This is a genomic window from Ruegeria profundi (assembly GCF_049800715.1).
Lineage (GTDB): Bacteria > Pseudomonadota > Alphaproteobacteria > Rhodobacterales > Rhodobacteraceae > Ruegeria > Ruegeria profundi_A.
Window position 1 is genome coordinate 177843 of the sequence record NZ_JBNAFO010000008.1, and the last position, 19719, is coordinate 197561.

12 protein-coding genes and 1 pseudogene are annotated in these 19719 nt (G+C 54.6%); 5 read left to right on the forward strand and 8 right to left on the reverse strand.

The window, feature by feature from the left end; all coding sequences use genetic code 11:
- The first annotated feature begins 7 nt into the window (after positions 1-7).
- The gene (locus tag ACP15L_RS14360) at positions 8-1198 is read left to right on the forward strand and encodes a glycosyltransferase family 4 protein (RefSeq protein WP_425084698.1); all 1191 of its coding nucleotides are present in this window, start codon (positions 8-10) and stop codon (positions 1196-1198) included.
- Between the two features lie 7 nt (positions 1199-1205).
- Here the strand turns inward: ACP15L_RS14360 and ACP15L_RS14365 are convergent, their stop codons facing one another.
- The 5 genes from ACP15L_RS14365 to ACP15L_RS14385 are packed head-to-tail and all read right to left on the reverse strand — an operon-like array spanning position 1206 to position 7970.
- Positions 1206-2606: an oligosaccharide flippase family protein gene (locus ACP15L_RS14365; protein WP_425084699.1), complete on the reverse strand. Its 1401-nt coding sequence runs from the start codon at positions 2604-2606 to the stop codon at positions 1206-1208.
- 18 nt (positions 2607-2624) lie between these two features.
- On the reverse strand, positions 2625-4733 hold the full coding sequence (locus ACP15L_RS14370) for an NAD-dependent epimerase/dehydratase family protein (RefSeq protein ID WP_425084700.1): 2109 nt from the start codon (positions 4731-4733) through the stop codon (positions 2625-2627).
- Between the two features lie 21 nt (positions 4734-4754).
- Complete coding sequence (locus ACP15L_RS14375) at positions 4755-5738, reverse strand: glycosyltransferase (RefSeq protein ID WP_425084701.1); 984 nt, start codon at positions 5736-5738, stop codon at positions 4755-4757.
- The gene (locus ACP15L_RS14380; RefSeq protein ID WP_425084702.1) at positions 5728-6969 is read right to left on the reverse strand and encodes a glycosyltransferase family 4 protein; all 1242 of its coding nucleotides are present in this window, start codon (positions 6967-6969) and stop codon (positions 5728-5730) included. Before ACP15L_RS14380 ends, ACP15L_RS14375 begins: the two co-directional genes overlap by 11 nt.
- Complete coding sequence (locus ACP15L_RS14385) at positions 6966-7970, reverse strand: NAD-dependent epimerase/dehydratase family protein (RefSeq protein ID WP_425084703.1); 1005 nt, start codon at positions 7968-7970, stop codon at positions 6966-6968. The genes ACP15L_RS14380 and ACP15L_RS14385 overlap by 4 nt, the downstream gene beginning before the upstream one ends.
- 1390 nt (positions 7971-9360) lie before the next feature.
- On the opposite strand from ACP15L_RS14385, the gene ACP15L_RS14390 reads away from it, so the two are divergent.
- Positions 9361-9960: a polysaccharide biosynthesis/export family protein gene (locus tag ACP15L_RS14390; RefSeq protein WP_425084704.1), complete on the forward strand. Its 600-nt coding sequence runs from the start codon at positions 9361-9363 to the stop codon at positions 9958-9960.
- 70 nt (positions 9961-10030) lie between these two features.
- On the forward strand, positions 10031-11392 hold the full coding sequence (locus tag ACP15L_RS14395) for a hypothetical protein (protein WP_425084705.1): 1362 nt from the start codon (positions 10031-10033) through the stop codon (positions 11390-11392).
- Between the two features lie 341 nt (positions 11393-11733).
- Here ACP15L_RS14395 and ACP15L_RS14400 read toward each other — a convergent pair.
- Positions 11734-11966: pseudogene (locus ACP15L_RS14400) on the reverse strand (ATP-binding protein); the annotation flags it as partial.
- A 634-nt stretch (positions 11967-12600) separates the two neighbouring features.
- Between ACP15L_RS14400 and ACP15L_RS14405 the strand changes: the two are divergent.
- Positions 12601-14460: an amidohydrolase family protein gene (locus ACP15L_RS14405; protein WP_425084706.1), complete on the forward strand. Its 1860-nt coding sequence runs from the start codon at positions 12601-12603 to the stop codon at positions 14458-14460.
- 232 nt (positions 14461-14692) lie between these two features.
- Positions 14693-16390, forward strand: a complete 1698-nt coding sequence (locus tag ACP15L_RS14410) for a di-heme-cytochrome C peroxidase (protein WP_425084707.1) — start codon at positions 14693-14695, stop codon at positions 16388-16390.
- A gap of 7 nt (positions 16391-16397) precedes the next feature.
- On the opposite strand, the gene ACP15L_RS14415 is transcribed toward ACP15L_RS14410, so the two are convergent.
- Both ACP15L_RS14415 and ACP15L_RS14420 read right to left on the reverse strand, forming a co-directional pair.
- Entirely contained in the window at positions 16398-17561 is a 1164-nt protein-coding gene (locus tag ACP15L_RS14415; RefSeq protein ID WP_425084708.1) for a trypsin-like serine peptidase, read from the reverse strand.
- Positions 17558-19714 (reverse strand): S8 family serine peptidase, encoded by a 2157-nt coding sequence (locus ACP15L_RS14420; RefSeq protein ID WP_425084709.1) that lies wholly within the window; start codon positions 19712-19714, stop codon positions 17558-17560. Before ACP15L_RS14420 ends, ACP15L_RS14415 begins: the two co-directional genes overlap by 4 nt.
- Between the last annotated feature and the right edge of the window lie 5 nt (positions 19715-19719).

Consider the following 19719-nt stretch of genomic DNA (forward strand, 5'->3'; position numbering starts at 1 on the left):
GATTAGAATGCGCATTGGACTAGTCACGCCCTCTTGGCCTGCCAGCGTTGCTGCAAATGGCATCGCCACCGCCGTTGCGCATATTGCTGATGGCCTGAAACATCACGGCCATCAGATCACGGTAATTCCCCACACGGGTGCGGCCCCTGATGACCCGGATGTGATCAATCTTCCTGAGCCGCGCGCGTGGACATGGTCCGAGAAACTGATTGGCCGATTTGGCCGCAATACCGCCTCGATCCCCATTCGGGCCGAACAGATCGCGCAGGCCGTGAATCAGGCCATCAAGACACGCGGAATCGAAGCCCTGATCATGGAAGAAACCAACGGCATCGCTGGCATGGTGCAAAAACATGTGCCGATCCCTGTGATCGTTACTCTGCATGGGCCTATTGAGCTATACACCGACTTTCTGCCGGAAAAACCGGACGGATGCGTCATACGAACCCGGGTCAAACGTGAGGCTGAGACGTTTCGAACCTGCAGAGGAATTACCTCGCCCTCCAAAGCCGTGCTGGACCAGATGATCGCGCGCTATGGTGAGCCTGCCTGTCCCACCGCAATTGTCCCCAACCCAATGCCAATGGCCGCCCCAATCCCAGAAAAGGCGATCCGCGAGACGATCCGCAATATCCTGTTCATCGGCCGCTATGACTCGATCAAGGGCGGGGATACAGTGCTAGAGGCATTTCAACAGATCGCCGAACAGGACCCAAACGTTCGGCTGACCTTCGTTGGATCAGACCCCGGTGTCCCCCTGCCCGGGCAGGTGCTGCAGCACATGGATCAGGCCTTGTTGGCCTATCCCGAGGCCATTCGAAACCGTATCGACTATCGAGGGCAGTTGGACCGGGACGCGATCGACACCCTGCGGATGCAACACGGCATCACGCTCATTGCGTCTCGGTATGAGAACTTCCCCTATGCTGCACTCGAGGCATTGTCCTGCGGTGCGCCAACGGTGGCGACGGCAGTGGGCGGCGTTCCCGAGATCGTTGAAGACGAGATATCTGGTCTGTTGGTGCCTTCCGGTGATCCCGAGGCTATGGCAAAAGCCTGTCTTCGCCTGATCGCAAATCCGGATCTAGCCGTTCGGCTAGGCGCCAAGGGCCGAACCGAAGTTGTGGACCGGTTCCAGCCTGAAACAATCGCGAAAGACGTCGAGGCCCTTGTCCAACAGGTTTTGAACGACGTGTAACCCGCGTTCAGGTCAAAGCCTGCACAGCCCAGGCCATACCCCAACCCACCAACGCGCCCGCTGGAACCAATGGGATCAACCTGACCTCGTGCAGGAGTGACACCCAGTTTTCGCGTCCCCCCTTGATGAGTAACAGGATGATCTCGGGGATGCGGTGCAAGGCAACCACGAACAGCGCTGCGGTGATCGAGTTAAAGCCCCAAATCGCAACCGACAGACCGATCCAAACGGTCGCGGCGCTGACAAGGCTCAGCATCGTCATTTCCCGGAACCGGCGCTGCGCGCTATATGCCTCGCGCAACAGGCCCGGTCCGATCAAAATTAAACCAATGGCGAGGATCTGAATCATACCGGCCACATCGGCGTATCGGTCATCGTAGAGAATACGCACAAGTGTCGGCGAAAACGTCATTAACGCACCGGCACCGAACATCGCCAGACCGTCAAAAAGAATGCGATAGCGGTAATACCGACGACGCAACTCCTCAGCCGCATTGTCCTTCTGCAAGGCGGTAAAAACCTGCAGCCCCATCTGCGCGTGGATGGAATTCAAAAAGGTCTGAACCATATCCACGATCTGACGCGCGATGTAGTAAAATCCGAAAGAACTGGCGGACATGGCAAAGCCAAGAACAAAACGATCCGCCATAGTCATCACTGCCGTCAGGGCGGAATGGCCGATAATCCACTTGCCGCGGTCAATGATCACGCGAAAGTCTTTCCTGTTCCAGCGCATCCGCATCGCCGGGCCTTTGAACATTATGTAGCTGAGCGAAACCGTGATCAGGGCATTCGCGAAGTTGCCAAGGACCAAGGCCCAAATGTTTTTTAGCCAAAAGGCAAAGGCAATGGTCAGTACGGTTGTGCAAACCACAGTAATCAGCATGGCAATGCTGACCTCGCGGAATTTCATCTCGCGCTCATAGACAAACTTTGCGGGCGAAGCGAATCCGTTGATGATCGAAAACCCGCCAATCGCGGCTATCGCGTATGGCAGTATCGGGTCGCCATAGCTGGATTGGATATCAAACAGCTGTGCATCTTGGCCCCACGCGACACAAAAACCCAGAAGGACGCACACCAGAAGTATTAGAACCCCACGCAAAATTTGTGCAGTCCAGCATGAACGCAGGAACCCATCATCCAACTCGCCTTCGCGAGTCAGGATAAGCGACCTAACCCCAAGATCGGAAAACATCTCAAGCACAAAGATAAAGGTCATCACTACCGCGAAGACCCCAAAAATCTCAGGCGTCAATATCCGCGTCAGAATAACGGTCGAAATGATCCGCGCCAGCACCTGCATAGCGAACACCATCGTTGACAGCGCTGCTGAGGCCAGAATCTTGTGCCTCAGACTTTCGCGGTCGGGCAACAGCCCGGATATGCGCTGGCTAATGAACTTCATTCCTAAACCCGCAGCACGCTAGAACCCGAATAGGTTGGCATCAGTGATGCCTTTGCGGACAAAGGCATCGCGGTCCGACTCGGGAGCCCAGCCCAACACCTCTTTGGTGTGCTCATTGCTGAAAGGTGACAGATGTCCCCGCGATTTCCAGTCGCTGTAAGACTGATTTTTCAGATCGCGCAGACCCACCACATATCGTTTGAGAAGGTATTTGACGCTGCCGGACAGATAAAAGGTCCAGAACGCCCCTTTCTTGACCTCGATCCGCGCGCCCAAGGCCTGATGGATCGCGTCAAAATAGTCTCGCGCGCTCATCATTGGTTCGCCGATGAGGTTGAACGACTGACCCACGGCCTCGTCCTTGTCGATCATCGCGATCAACGCGTCTGAGATGTCGTCGATCAACACGAAAGGTAGGATGTTGTGCCCATCACCCCAGATCCGCACAGCACCGGCCCCGTGCCAGCGCCCAATACCCCAATGTTGCAGCGGCCCGCCTTCGCCGATCACAATTCCGGGGCGCGCGATCACCAGCGGCAACCCTTGCGTTCTGTGCATCTCCAAAAGCCGCTTTTCGCACTCAGCTTTTGACCGGGCATAGAGGTTACGGTCGCTCATATCGTCACCAAAGCTGGTCTGTTCGGTGATTGTTTTTGCCGGATCGGACATGTCATAGGACGCAATGGTCCCGGTATAAATCAGCCTTTTGACACCGGCCTTCTGCGCCGCTTCGGCCACACGAACGGCCACACCGACATCGTTTTCCAGACAGCCCTCCCATGTGCTATCCAGCGACTTGGCAAGGTTGTAGACAACTTCGATCCCATCCATCGCGGCGACCAAGCCATCTTTGTCGCGCAAAGAAACCGCAACGGTTTCAACCTGATCCGCAATGTCTTCAAAAGGTCCGTGGCGACCCCGGCTGAGCACCCGCACCTGACGGCCGGTTCTTACCAACGCACGTGTCAGATGCCGTCCGATGAAACCGGTGCCGCCTATCACCATGACAGTGGGTTTCAAAGGAACTGTTGGAACAACCGGGTCTGGGAAAGCGGTATATTCATCAGGGATCAATGCCGCAGTTTTCTCGATAGCCCCGATGACGGCACCGGCGGCCTCGGCCGAAAACCGGGCATCCACCGGTGTTTTGGACCGGATCGCTTCGTAGAACCGATCGAACGCTCCAATAAAGCTCAGCGCGTATGGGGATTTTCGGTTCAGCGAACTCAGTTGCTTGGCACCATTGACTATGCCTTCGCGCAGATGCTGACCTGCTAGACCCATTTGCTGACGAAATGGATTGATGACAATGTCCGATGTGTTCTCGCGCCGGATGGTTAATGTGTCGCTAGCATAGTCAAGCCGCGCCATCGCCGAAGACCCATGCACCACAACCGACCGGTCGTCCATAGTCTCGACCAATTCCAAATTGATCGTCAGATCGACATGCCCGGCCCGCGCTTGGATTTGCAGGCTTTGCGGCCGCACCTGACCGCCTTGCAAAGCCACTGGCTTTCCGACCTGCAACCGAAGATCCTGAAGCTCACCAAATAGATCAACCGCAAAAGCATAGAGGTGCGGGCCTAGTTCGAACAACAAATTTCGTGTTTCTTGCAGCATCCAAAGGCCATAAGGGCCGGATCGCAAAGGCGCTAAGGGAAAACGCCAGTTGAACTCGGCACTGTTGATGCGGCCCAGCGCGCCCGATCGACAGGTTTGTTTTAACCTCTCATACGAAGGCACGCCCAGGAAGTTATGACAGACGGCGGCCACACGCGCGGCCTCCTCGGCTGCCGACGCAACCACCTGGCAATCGGCTTGTGACAACGCAAAGGGTTTTTCGACCATAACGTGAAACCCCAGCTCAAGGCAGCGCTGCGCCAAATCAGCGTGGATATGCGGTGGGGTCAGGATATGGACCGCGTCACAAACATCGGCAGCGGCCATCTCCTCAATCGAAGTGAACGACTGCAAACCATAGGTGCCTGCGAAATCTGATGCCGCGCTAGGTGAGACATCACAGATCGCTGTGAGGGCAATACCTTTGCAGGCCCGCAATGCATTTGCGTGCCAGGTTGCGATATATCCGGCCCCGATCAGGCCGACACGAATTTGGTTAAGAGACATATTCTTTTTCAACATAAATAACTATTTATACTCTATTATTTTCATGGGCGCCGCCCGTTTTCGGCGCCACAGATAGGTCAGCATTCCAATTACATTGGGCAGTTTGGACAAGGTAAGTAGAACGGACTGGCGCAGCGCGGACTGGCGCGTTAGCCCGTCACGCATGAGCCCCTTTGAGGTTCGCAGGTACGAAAGGATATAAACGACCAACACCGCCAGCGTGATCCAGATGGAGAGGGCAAGCCCGAGCAAGGCGACGATTGGAAGGAACGCACCAAAGAACCAGACGCGCTTGCGTTCGCGCGTGAAATACTCACGATGCAGATCGCCGACCTGCGCGAACCCGTGCCCGGTGCGCACCGCGCGCTTCCACCATTGCGAAAACCGGGTCATCTCGGCGTCATGGCGGGTCATATTCAGCGGCAGGCGCTCGATTTTCCAGCCGGCCTTGCGAATGCGCAAACAGAATTCGTCATCCTCGGCCGCAATAACTGTATCATCAAATCCACCCACGCCGTCAAAGGCCTGAACCCGCACCATCATGTCGCCGCCGCAGGTCAGAATCGAACCCGCAGGGCGGTGCCATTCGAAATCACACAGCGCATTGTAGACGCTCGCGTCAGGATGGATTTCCGCCCTCCAACCGGTCACAATCCCCAAGTCAGGGTTGGCAACCAACGCTTCGGATGCCGCCTGGACCCACCCGGTTACAATTGCGCAGTCTCCGTCGATGAACTGAACAAAATCCAGCGGCTTGCGCAGCTCCTTCAACGCCGCATAGCCCGCGTTGCGGGCCCGTGCCGCGGTGAATGGGCGGGACAGGTCAAGCTCGACCACTTGTGCGCCTGCTTTGGTCGCCTGGTACACGCTGTCATCCGAAGAATTCGAATCCACATAGACAACAGCGGCTACACCTTCAGGCACCGACGCCAGACAACGAACCAGTCGTTCGCCCTCATTGCGACCAATCAGTACCAGACCAATTGAAGGTTTTTCACCGTTCATCTGGAAGCTCCTGATCTGTCGTGTTGATAAGCTTAGCCAAACGGCTGGCTTCGGTCTTCTGATTGAACTCTGCAGTTACCTTGGCCCGGCCTTCCTGTCCCATTCGAGCACGCAAATCAGCATCGCTCAAAAGGTCTCGCAGCCGCGCAGTAAGTGCATCGGCGTTGCCAGGCGGCACAAGGTAGCCGCTGACCCCATCCTCGACCAATTCCGAAATGCCGCCAACGCGGGTGGCAAGCACAGGCAGACCGCTGGCCATCGCCTCCATCAGCGTCACCGGAACACCTTCGGCGAAACTAGGCAGAACCAGAACATCGGCTTCAGACAGCATATCGGCCACCTTGCTTTGCGAAAGGTATCCCGCAAACTTCACAACCGAACTGAGCCCGAGCGCATGTGTCCGCGCCTCAAGATCGCCGCGCTCTGGCCCATCACCAATCAACGTGACGCGCAGGTCCGGGACGTCCGGCGCTAAACGCGACAGCGCTTCCAGAAGAACCGGAACGCCTTTTACGCCCGCCAACCGGCCAATAAAGAGAAGATGCGGGCGCGAGCGTTCAGACGTGCCTTGGCTTAAGTATTTCTCAGGGGTTATGCCGCAGTGAACAATTTTCAACTTATCCCAATGCTGCGGATCTGAAAAAACCATGCACTGACTGCGGCAGAAATCGCTAATACAGGCAATAAACTTAGCCTCTTCGATTTTTGCGTCGATCCGCCAGTGTTTTGGCTCGAAAAAAACGTCCGGCCCATGGATTGTGAAGCTGAACGGTATGCCACTGACGCGGCTGGTCAGCATGGCCACCGTACAAGTCGCCGTAGCGATGTGATTGTGAAGGTGACGCACGTTCCGGCGAGCCAAATGGTCCGCCAGCACAGCGGCTTCGGCAAAATAGAAGAGCTGATACAAAAGACCTTTCAAACCGGCGGGACGCGTCCTAAGGGCCAGCCCTAGGGAAGCAAAATACCGCCCCGGGGCCTTCACAAGCGCCTTTAGATGGCACCCGATCAGGCGCAGCGGTGATTTCGCAGCAGCAATGACGTAAAACGTTTTCTCGAACTCTGCTTGTTGTTCAAGGCCTACATGATGCTCGACGCCCGTTTTGCGGATCGAGCAGGTTTCAACCTCGATCCCTTGATCCCGCAACGCAAAAATCTCTCGCTGAATGAACGTGTCGGTGGCACGCGGATACTCTCCAGTCAAATAGGCGATGGGTTGAGACGTGCTCATTGCTTCGACCCTTCGGGCAGCGATTGTGTCATCAGCTCAGCAAACGGTTTTTGTTTTGCGATATCAAAATGCTCATGCAGGCGGGTCGTCTCAAACCGCAGCGGTTTCATGCGCGCATGCAATGTGGCCGAGCGCAATAGCCCGGGCAATTTTGTACCAACGACGGGTACCTTCTCCAACACTCTGCCAAAGGCGTCCAACAGACGCCAACTGACCGGAACCACGAAGCGCGGCCATCCTCCTTTGCGCAGCGCAGCAATATATCCGGCTCGATCAGGTCGGTCATCATCGATCACATTAATCACCTCGACACCGTCGGCAGGGGTTGCCGCGGCTTGCACCAAAACTTGCGCAGTATGACTGACGTAGCTAACCGGAACCTCCCCGCGGCGTTCCATTTCCAGCAGCACAGGCCCGACCGGATACCCAAGATGCCCGTTCCAAAGATGCCCCGGTCCAAACACCGCCCCGGGGCGTAAGACCCACAAGTCAAATCCTGCGGCCTTAGCAGCTGTACGTACCTGCTGTTCCTGTTGCAATTTCAGCCAGCAATAGGCATCACGCGACTGTGGCGCGGATTCAAGCGGGCTTTCTTCGTTCAGCACAGCCCCCGGAGGCAACTGTTTACCATCATAGACTGATAGCGAACTGACCAATACCAAACGCGGCGCAGGCGTGCATGCCGCCATCGCAGAGAGTACCGATCCGGTAATGGCCTTGGTTTCCACGACCTGGCGATCAGCCGGCCCACTCATTATCGCCGCCGCGTGAATAATCGCGACACAACCCGACAACTGTTTCGCCAAAACGTCAGCCGCGTCTGGTCCGGCAAGATTCACCTCGACGACCTTAATGCCATGATCACTATCCCAGAATTGAGGAGCAGTTGCTGTATTGCGGACTACGGCGATCACTTCATAACCCGCTGCGCGGGCCGACTCGACGGTTTGACGACCGATGAAACCCCCTGCACCGGTTATACAAATCTTAAGACTTTTCATGACGCTATCACCAGACGTATGCCCTTGTGGCGTCTTTGCCTCAATTCAATTCCAATATCCACGTCACCAATCAACCTGACAAAATCAAAACAACTCAACCCTCTGCCTAAACGGGGAATTTGTCTATTTCGAGGGTTTTATAGAGTGAATCTACATTTATTCGAATGGCCGCGACCAGATTTTCCCTCGCCTCTGAAAAATGCGCTTCAATGCCAAAAAGTTGTGCTCTTGCAGTCGCAAGCGACTCTTTTACATAGAGACATTGAGCGCGGACCGAGTTGAAACGTTGATCCAGACTAATCCCATGCTGCCGCAGCGGTACTTGATTGGAGTTGTTTCGCCTAGGTGTCGGTAGTGGAAGAGGCGATGCTGAGACGCCTTATCAGGATGCCGCGTTGATTGCCCTATGCCACGCTGAAAGTCTAATGGCGTGAGACTTCGAAAAATTGGCCTGATCGCTACCATCAATCCGCGCTACATTTGTTTGAGAACTGTGCCGCAATCCGCGTTTATTCTGAGTTGCGCTGACGCAGAACAAGACTGTCCGCCCAAGGGCGCACATCAACGTGTGTCCAGAAATCTCGCTGATCCAAATACGGATTCCGAGGCTTGCAATTAGATGCTTCACCTTACTGAGCAAAACCCGAACGACGTCAAACTCGGCTCTCCCCAATAGGATTTTCTTTGAATCAGAACAGTTGAGAGGATTTACGGCGTCACTAGGGTGGGCACAGCAACTCCAGCAGCAAGGAAACGACGACGGTACGTCCGTCGCGAATAGATCAAACCTTGCGAAGTATTCTGGTAAACCGGTTTCTGCCCACACTCTGGCCAGCTTGGTGGTCACCTTTCTCAGCGGTACAGATGGGCAGCCAAGCCTCTTTTCAGATGCGAGCGTGGCTTATGTCTCTGCCAAAACGATATATCGGGAATCAATTTGCTTGGATAGAGTGTCGGTAGAAACATTCGTCCTATACACAATCCGCAGAAACTCACCGCGGCCGCGTAGGTGGCAACGGCAGCTCCCAATGAAGCGCGGGAAATAATCGCAACAACACTCAATGCGCCTCCTGTCATCGAAACAGCCAGTATTGATCAGACGATCATCGCACTTTTGGTCTCCCTAAACGTAAGAATACGCATAGAGTCATGCGGCAGGATGAGATAAAAATTAAGTTGTGGTTCGAAAGATTCCCTCCGCCGGGAACGTTAAAACCAGCACCCCTGGCGGAACGTGGAGTCGCCCTGAAAAAACGGGGTAACTTCGACACAGTCGGTAAGAAATCATCGTGGTCATAAAGAAATTTCAGCAATGTGCCGCCAAAAGAGGGTACTCGTTTCTACAGCTACGACATTCAGTATCCTTCAGCAGGGATGAAAGAGTTTGGATATGAAATCAATCTACACGTTGCTTGCTTCGGTCTTGATTAGCCTTCTGGCCATACCAGCAATTGCACAGGAATACCGGTTTCAACCGGGGGACACATTGCGAATTGAAGTGTTGGAAGACGAGACTCTGAATCGTGACATCCTTGTAGCTCCAGATGGACAGATCAACCTGCCACTGGCTGGTAGCTTGCGGGCTGGTGGTCGGACGGCCGAACAAGTGCGCTCCGAATTGGCCGGCCGGCTGGCACCAAATTTCGCTTCACCCCCAAATGTCTTTGTTTCACTAGCCACGCTTAACGTTCCGGTACCACCACTGCCTGACGAAACTATCAACGTTTATGTAATTGGCGAGGCAGGCTCACCCGGCCGTCATTCACCTGTTCGAGGTACGACCCTTTTGCAATTTTTTGGCGAAATGGGCGGCTTCTCTCCCTTTGCTGCGACCAAGAGGGTTATGCTCCGTCGGACTGACAATTCGGGACAGGAAAGGGTGTATCAGTTCAACTATGATGCGATGCTGGACGGAACAGGGACCGGCGGGGCCACAAGACTGGTGGATGGCGATGTCATCGTGATCCCGCAACGTCGTCTGTTCGAATAAACCGGAAAGTATCTGACTCTTGAACTGCAATCATGTCCAACATGCCCTGCTAGTCGGTGCCACATGTGTCGTGGCACTTTCAAGCAATAGAGCTATTGCACAATCTGTTGAATTGGACCCGGGCGGCACGCAGTACGAATTAGGCATCGGCCAACGGGTTGAATCCGGTCGAAACCTTGGCCTGGATGTACCTGAAGAAGGACAGGGTACAATCCTATCGACCCTTTTGTCCTTTGGCATATCTAGCGAAACCCCGATCCAAAGTTTCAGTTTAGACGCGGTCACCGCTCTACGTTGGTCCGACCTTCCGGACCGGGGCAGCGAATTCGACATCGGCGATTCGATATTTGATCTCGACTACGGCCGCGAAAGTGCCAATTCTGGATTAAATCTTGGTTTGGATTTCTCAAGCTATGATATTGGATTTTTGAGATCTTTACGAGATTTTGTCGATGAGGACGGTGTCATTGACCTCCCTTCGGATTTCGACGACCTGACAGGTGACGGGACACGGAGAGAATACGCGCTTTCCTTCCAAATGGACTTCGGACGTCAGGACTTGGTAAGTTACTTTTTTAGATTTGATACGTCGAATCTGGATTACATCGATCAGACCAATCCCGACCTATTCGATGAATCCAACGTCAGCGCTAACGCTGGAATTGGTTTTCTCCTTTCACCCAGCACCACTGCTAGCCTGGACTTTTTTGCCGAGCAGTATGACCAAGACGATCCTGATGAAACCGATCGACGGACTTGGGAGGTAGTTTTTGGACTCTCACAGGAAATTGACGAAGCAAATCGATTTGGCGTTACACTGGGCTACACGGATATCGACGAACGAAATGAAATCTCGGACGACATTCTGGTAAGTGGCATTATTGGTAGCATCAATGCAGAAAGAGATTTGCCCAATGGCAACGTCTTTTTCACGGCTGAATCCGAAGTCGGCACCGCTGGACGACTGAACCGCGCGCGTGTCGGGCGCAGTCGCGACGTGGCAAATGGAAGCTTTAGCGCCAGTTTGGGCGTCGCTGTTGCCGGCGATGGAAAAACCGAACCGATTGGCAGCCTTTCCTATATGCAAGAATTTGGTGAGGATGAGGTGCGAGTGTACTTTGATCGCAACGTCGTCAATACAGCTGATGACGTTTTTCGTGACGAATACATCTTGGACGTCGGCTACATCTTCGGACTTGGGCCGTCTTCACGCCTTGGGCTCGGAGCGACGCATATCCTCACCGACGATACGGCGGTTGACCCGCGCACCCAGCGAACGGACTTAAATGCTGTGTACAGTTATGAACTGGAGTCTCAATGGATTATCAATACCGGAATCAATTATAGAGTCCGTGACGAAGACGGGCTTGGGCGAGCCGAGAGCCCTCTTGCTTTTTTCGCGATTGGACGCAACTTTGCGTGGCGCCCATAAGTCGGCAAATTCCTTTCTGAGTTTCGGTTAAAAATCTGGCGCTAGACCTAGGCGCAGAATTTGTAACTGGTGTGGCGCACGCTACCGCTAGACCCAAAGCGAGACATCGCAACAATTTGGAATTTGCCGCTTTCAGACCGATTTGGCGACCTCAAAGCCATCCATAGTTGGTACGGCGGATCTGAACGATTTGACCCCACCAATGTACCGGATGCGACGTTTGACGAAGCGATAGTTGTCAATCCAGGAACAAAAAAGGAGACATGTGCCAGTTAAATATGGGGCAATTGGGGTTGTGCCGTGCCGCGCCTTGGCCATGCCCCTCACGAATCTCCCGGGCACTAGGTTGCACTGGCCGTAGGCCGGTTCTTTGAGTTGGATTTGCGGCTTTCACGCAGGCGGAAACCTTCGTCGTTCATCTCAATAGTATGGCATGGTGATTGAGCCTATGGAGGATGGCCCCCGTTTGGCCCTAAGTTCCCAAAGTTTCCGTCCATTCCTCGAATGGCAGGATTGATGTGATGACTATCGAACCACGTTCATAGCGTTGGCTAATGACCTCGAACAGCAATTCGGTCTAGCGTGCTGCACAAGTCGTTGCCTATACGTGACCAATACTTCGAATTGGCTGCGGGGTGCTGGGCTGCCTTTCAAATTCAACGCGTCGCGGCAGGATAGGTTGGCGAATGCAAAGTCCCGCGCGACGAACCGGGCGGAATACAACGAGGCGCTCCGCCTTCGTGGCGATGTGCGGTCTCGTTTGCCGAGGGCACGATGTCTGGATGGTACGCCGCACGCAACGCCCATATCGACATAATCGCCGAGAAAGGTCGTAGAACTGGAAGAAGGCCGCCGGCTATGGCCAACGGCCACGCGGCGAGGCCCATACCGGGCGCTAAAAACAAGTTAACGGATCAGAGCTGCGCAGCCGCAATTTGGAGACAAAGACAACCGAAACTGAGATCGCTGTCAAAATTCTCAACCGCATGGCTCATCTCGGTCATGCCACCTATAAACGTGTCGCACAACGAACCGGAGAAAGGAGCAAATGCAGCCCTAGCGCTATTCGGTCAACGCGGTCCTGACCCACCTAAATTTTTGCGTCAGAATCTCTCAGAGGATAGTGGTTGAAATGTTAGTATTTTGGCTAGGCTTTGTTCATTGATTTGACTTAAATATTTTCGCCACAGGTCTAAGGAGGCGCAATTGTGACGACACGACGCAACGTGCTTGCAGGTAGTCTGGCAACGGTCGCGTTGTCCGGATGCGGCTGGCGCGGACCCGATCGTGATGTCAGCGCCGAGGGCTTACCCGCAGTTCCGGTGGATATCCACAATCACATTTTCAATGCCACCGACGTACCTATCCCCGGATTTCTGGAACAGGTGTTGCTCCGTGACCCTGAAACCCCAGTCCCGGGGAGACCCTCAGTGGTGCGATCGATGGTTGGTTTGATTGTCGACATCGTGTTGGCCGCGCAGCGTACACCAACTGCGTCGCAGGAGCTTGAGGACATCGAAGGGCTGGAACGCCTAGTGATGCGCGATGGCGGCGATCTGTTGATAGAAGACCGAAGCGCCGTTGAAACCGGCTTACGCATACTCGAGGACAAAGTGGATGCGGCCGGGCGCAGGCGACTGGGTGCGTTTACTACCACGGGTACAATGCCAGACGAAACCGGTGATGAAGAGTTGTTTTCACTGTTGGCGGCGGAAACGAATGTCGCCGTGAACCCGGTTGGACTGGCTGGCAACATTCGCGAGGCTGGGCGCGAAGGAGAACAGGCGCGCCAGATGGCCGATGCGATCTATCGCGACGAGACCATCCGCGAAGCACCCACTTTCAAAACGCTTTCAAAACGCACCAATCCGGATCAGAGTTTGGCGCAGACACTGCTTTGGGCAGGGCTGCTGACGCGCAGTCGCGTGGATATACTTGGTGAATTAATCCGCCTCTACGCACATCAAAGCGTCAATGCTGATCCCAACGATCCCACTGGGTCAAACGGGATCAAACTGTTCTCTCCATCGCTTGTTGATTTCACATATTGGTTGCGTTCGGGGCAAGACAGCGATGCCGATCTCACTGGGCGCGACATTACTGACCAGATCACGCTTTTGTCGAAAATGTCGAAACTGGAACGCGGTGCCCTTTTGCTGCCGTTTGCTCCTTTTTGCCCACTGCGGGCCGCTTATTACAAGAGAAACGGCAACCCGAACTGGTTGGGGACCATACAGAACGCCGTCGAGAGTCAGGGTTTCGCGGGCGTCAAGCTTTATCCACCCATGGGATTTCTTCCACTGGGCAACGAAGAATTTGACAAGCCAGGCGCACGAAGGCCTCGAGCCATGACAGACCTTGGTATCAAGGGCGCTGAGATCGATACCGAATTGCGTGCTCTTTACGATTGGTGCGCCGCCGAAGATGTTCCGATCAAGACGCATGGCAACAACTCGTTGGGGGCGGATGCTTGCACCGGGCAGAATGCCTCGGCTGCAAACTGGCGCCCAGTATTGGAGACCTGGGCTTGGCGCAATCTTCGCATCAACATTGCCCATTTCGGCGGGTTTGACGAGGAAAGGTTCGAGGGTGATGACGGTTGCCCGACCGAAACAGAGGCTTACGAACGGCAGGCTGCCGCACTGATCGCGAAACATGAAAATCTCTATGTTGATCTGGGCTATTGGACCGACGTGACTGGTAGTAACCGGGACAGATCCACGGCGGTCACAAGATTACTGGATGCACTTCTGCGGCAGGAAGGTAAGCTGAAGCACCGGCTGATGTATGGCTCTGACTGGACGATGCTGGGCCGCGAGGACCAACATGCAAGCTATTACGACGATGTGCGAATTGCATTGAGCAAAACCATTCTGAGTGAAGATGAAAAGGTCGCAATTCTGGGGTCCAACGCATTGAGGTATCTGGGGCTGGACCGCCGGGGCAAACAGTATGATCGGCTGACGCAATTCTTCAAAAATGCCCCACAATACGCGACGGTCATCTCGCTGATACGACCATCTTCGAACCTGGCGGCACTGGCCCGCGACGCATTCGGACAGCGCTGACCATTCGGTTGGTGTTGACGGATACGGCACCTTTTTTTGGAATTTTCCAGATCAGCAGAAGAATGTGCTAGGATAGGACAATTTTTCGGTGTCTGCACTTCCTGTCTTGATCCGGGCCGCACGCATAGCGCCGAACGCTAGAGTGTGACCCGCGTGCAGTCTCAGGTCAGGTCGACGTTTCCCGAGCTAAGACATTTTCGCCTTTTTACAGAAATAAATTGGAGTAATTGAAATGAAACTCAGTCTGCTCAAACAATTTCTCTGCACCGCGCTGCCTTGTCTCGCTTTGTCGCTACCTGTCAATGCGCAAACAGTTTTTCTGGACCAGGGAGCTGACTGGACACCGGAAAGCCGAGAGAAATTCTATACTCAGGATCAAGGATCGCGCCTAATTCCACTGGCCTGGATCGACGCGCTGACTATTCCGAGCGGAGAACCCTTCTTGCACGACGGCCTGGCGCGCTATGGTTATCTTACCAATCCCAACGGGATCGATCCGCGCATTCCCGTGGGCTTTACAGTCGCCGGATCGCCAGATCATCTTGGCATGACATGCTCAGCCTGCCACACGCGTCAAATCGAGGTCAACGGGACCCCCTACCGTGTCGATGGCGGGCCGGGGATCGTCGACTTCCAGAGCTTTCTTGCCGACCTCAATGCAGCGATGGCCGCCGCGGTTGCAAATGACAGCTCGTTCACCGCCTTTGCAGATGCAGTTCTTGGCGCAGGCGCGACAGACACTGCCAAGGCCGAACTGCGTGTCGCTGCCGAGCTGTGGCACCTGAGGTTTGACACGATCATAAGCCGGTCGCTACCGGACCCGGCCTGGGGTCCATCGCGGCTGGACGCGGTGTCGATGATTTTCAACCGCGTTGCCGGTTTGGATATGGGCGAGCCGCCAGATTATATCATCGCCGATAATATAGCTGTCGCGGATGCGCCCACTCGCTATCCGTTTCTGTGGAACGCGGCGCGGCAGGATCGGACTCAATGGCCTGGTTTTGCCGAGAATGGAACCGACCTGCTGGGGTTGGCGCGTAATCTTGGTGAAGTTTACGGCGTGTTTGGAATTTTTCACCCCGAAGTTCAATCCGGAGCATTTCGACTTAATCGGAACTACGTGAAGGTTAATTCTGCCAATTTCGACGGCCTGCGCCGGCTTGAAGATCTTATCTGGAAAATTGGCCCGCCCAAATGGCCTTGGGAGTTGAACCGTGGTCTTGCAGAACAAGGCAAAGAGGTTTTCGACCGCGACCCCGAAAACGGAGGGTGCAAGGAATGTCACGGGATTAAACGCGGCGACCGGCTGTGGACATGGGCGACGCCGGTTCAAGATGTGGGCACCGATACGGCCGAGTGTCGCATTCTGGCGCGTACCGTGGATACTGGTGTAATGAACGGGGCACGAATTCCGGTACTCGGCGTGGACCTTGGCGCGCGCGCAAGCGCTTTCGATCTGCTGAGCGCTTCGGTAATCGGCGCGATCATTCAAGATATCCTTAGCGTCGGAGATCAGTCGACGGTAGCACTGACGGCGGAACCTGAGTTGCCATCAGGCGTCGTGGATGAGCTAAAAGGCGCGTTCCGTCTGGACAATCCTAACGCTTTGACCGCCGGAGGCTGCGCCTATGAGGCCCGCGTTCTCGAAGGTATCTGGGCCGCCGCGCCTTACCTTCACAATGGCTCTGTCGCCACGCTGGATGATCTTCTGAAACCGGCTGACCAACGGCGGGCGTCGTTCAAGATTGGCCCCAATTACGATATTGAGGCAGTGGGTCTGTCGGTCGAGCAGGATCGTTTCGACTATGAGCTTCAAACCACCGATTGCAACGATCTTGGCAGCGGCAACAGCAATTGCGGCCATGAATACGGCACCGATCTGACTGATGATGATCGCCGCGCACTGCTGGAATACTTGAAGTCGCTGTAGCGTGTACCTAATCGCCAAGTGTTGAGTTTGTCCCTTCCGATGTCGCGCCATCGGAAGGTGATTGGACTATGCCCTGTTGCTGCAGCCAATCGGTTATACCGCTCATCCGCACGGCGCGGTTTTCGGTCCATTCCTCAATCTGACCATCGTTGAACCCATAGTGATGCAGGCCGACCAATACTCCGTTCGCATTGAACACCGGCGAGCCGGATGAACCGCCTGCGGTATCGCATGTATGGCTGAAATCCGTTTCGTTTGCCCGACCATCAACCGGTAGTGCCATCACAGTGCAGTTGATGAAGGAAATCTGTTTTTCGTTGCCGCCGGGATGCTGGATGATCGCCAATTCCTCGGATATCACCGCATCGGTGGCCACCGGATCGATTTTGTGAAAGCCGAACGTGTCGCCGGGAGTGCCATCCAGCCGGATCAGGCTGGCATCGAGCTCAAAATTCACCAGCACTTCCTTCACTTCGGCACAGTCGAATTGCTGACCGAGTCGAAGGCGGTTATCAGCGGTTCGTTCGTATCCGAAAACCGCAATTGCGCTGCGGCAGGTAGCGGCGTCCGCCACGCAGTGCTGGTTTGTCAGAAGGTGGTCCCGGTTGATCAGGGTCCCGGTACAGCTGCGTGGTTTGCCACCCAAGAAAAAGGAAAGTTTGGCCACTGGTGCGCCCAAGTCGCGAATAGACTGCGGCACGGCCGCGTCATTAATATGCGCGGTTTCATCCTCACCGCCCCATATCGAATAAAGCGTGCCTGTTTCTGTCTCGATCGCCATTTCCTCAATCATCAATGACAGACCGTCAGGCCGTGTGTCCGAAAGCAACGAGATGACGACCCGCCCGCCGGGGAACATGCCGGTCCAACGCCCATCGGTTCCGATATCGGCAATGTCGTAGGACCGCGCGACGCCGTCCTCGCCTTCCAATTCGATTACCGCCGGCAACTCTGTGCCTTCGACCACGCGAAGAAACAACCGTATCGATTTCGCACCGACTTTGGAAAAGTCACTGCGCCACCAAATCGGACCATTGTCCCGAAAATCGTCACCGGTGATGTTTACAGACAGATCAAGTATGCGGCCATCCACATGTGGCTCAATTGCCTGTTCCTGCGCCGCAGCAGAGCTGCACATTAGCGCCAGACTGATAGCCGCCAGTCGTCTCACTCTAACAGTGCCGAAGTGTAGTCCACGACATCTCCTAAGCGGAATTCGATCTCATCTCCACCACGCGGCTTGATCTTCCCCTGATGACTCAGAGTGTTCAGGTTGCAGCCGTCGACCCGCCGGAGTGGCTGATACCTGTTGTCCAAAGTGTCGCCCACATAATTGTCGTTCACGTACAGGATATATCTGTCGCGATTGGGCACATAGATCATTCGCCGGATCGAACCCCAGGCGTATTTCGTGACATCGCCGCTGGCTTGTAGGCATTGGATATGATCAACCGGAATCGCCTTGAGGCTGCCCTTGTAGGAGACCGGCCCGTTTTCTTGCTCGACAACGATCTGAGTGTCCACAACGTTGATGGCCCGACTTACGTTCAGGCGACCGGATTTCAGCTTGCTCTGCAGGCCAAGAAAATGATCGGCGGTGTATATCAACCGATCCTTGACGATCTTGGGGGCAAGCTTTTGCTCAATCAGATCAGGATAAAGGAATTCAGCCGCCGAAAAAATAAGCGACGCGGCTGCCGTTACCTGAGGAGCAGCCTGGGAGGTTCCGGACATGCGGCCCAATCTGTCGCCGGGAATGGTGCTGAGTACGTTGTCGGCGATTGCACCAATGTGAAACTCGCTGTTGTAATTTGAGCCTTTGGTCTGATCCCGCTGCCAAAGGGAAGGGTTGCTTGGATCGCGGTCAAGCCCAACAACTGTAAGAACGTTGTCGAGCTGATGCATGCAAGCCGGAAAAATCCGGCAATCTTCGCTGACATCTTTGTTTTCATTCCCGGCCGCTGCCACCACAAGCATCGTACTGTCCAACGTGGCGATTTGGTCGCGCAGAAAGTCACTGCTGCCGACTTCTCGATCAAAACCCCAGCTCATATTGGCGATGCGCACGCCCTGGAATGCGTTGCTCTGTAGTTGTTGGATTACATTCAGGATGTCCGCGGGCGACGTGAACTCGCGGTTAATCGACCCAAAAATAACATTGGCTTCCGGATTGAGACCGACGATACCACGCTGGTTCATAGGCGCGGAAATCAGGCCTACCACATGCAAACTGTGATCTCGGATTGGATGTGGGGCAGCCTCGATCTCGCCGCAAGTGTTGGTCCCCTCTGGCAGAGCGTCCAACGTCAGATCGCAGTGAGTCCCCGCGCCGTCGGCATCCAGCACCAGAATACCGACATTGCCGCGATACTCTTCTGGTAGTTCCTCCTGTTCGGCGAATGGATGCTGGATAAGACGGAACAGTTCAACCTGCTGATCAAACAGCGGCTCATCTCGCACACCAAAATCGCTGGCTCCGCCGATGCTGACGATGTTGCGTTCTAGCGATTGGATCGCCAAATCCGTGCGTGAAATGTCCGGCGCATGGCTTTCAAGTGTCAACCCGGACTGTTTTGCACTGGGACCAGCGAATTCCGTTTCATTCTTGGGTTGCTCATCTCCCATTTTGCTGAGCAGATCATAATATTGCGACTGCTCTTCTGGGCGCAACGGAACTTGAACTGAAAGCCCTGCCACCGGCAAGACCACTGTCTGTGATGTTGATCGGGTTTTTTTACCATAGAGTTGCGGATTCAATCGCTCGACCAGTGATTGGCAATCCGTCTCCCAGGCCGAGCAATCCACCATGTGACTTGGCGTATATTGCTTGGGCACCCAGTCCGAGGGCACTTGGGTTTTGGTCAGTAAGGTGTAGGATGAGAAGTCATAGTCCGGAATACGCACTTTCAAATCCGGATGCCCTCTGAACCGCCATCTTGATGGCGAGCTTTCCAAACCGCCTACATGGGCTGACAAGTCGAGTAGCTGTTTTTCACTGACCGGATAGCGTTCGCGGCTGCAGATATGTGTATTGAGATCGCACAACACGTTGTCCAGATTTTGCGGGAAGTATGCACCAAAAAACACGCCTTCCTGCCGCATCAAACGTTCTAAAAACAACCCTTCTGGGTTTGGAACCTCACGTGTGGCCAGGTTCCCCGTGTTGTAAAGTGTCTGATAAAGAAGTGAAATTTCGGCTGCTATTTTTACTTCGTCACCTGGCGACGAACGCCAGTCAAGTTCTGCCAAAGGACGAGCCGTGACGATTTCTGCTAGTGCCGGCGTTCCTGCACTGGCCAAAGCAATCATCAGAACACGTAACATTTTCT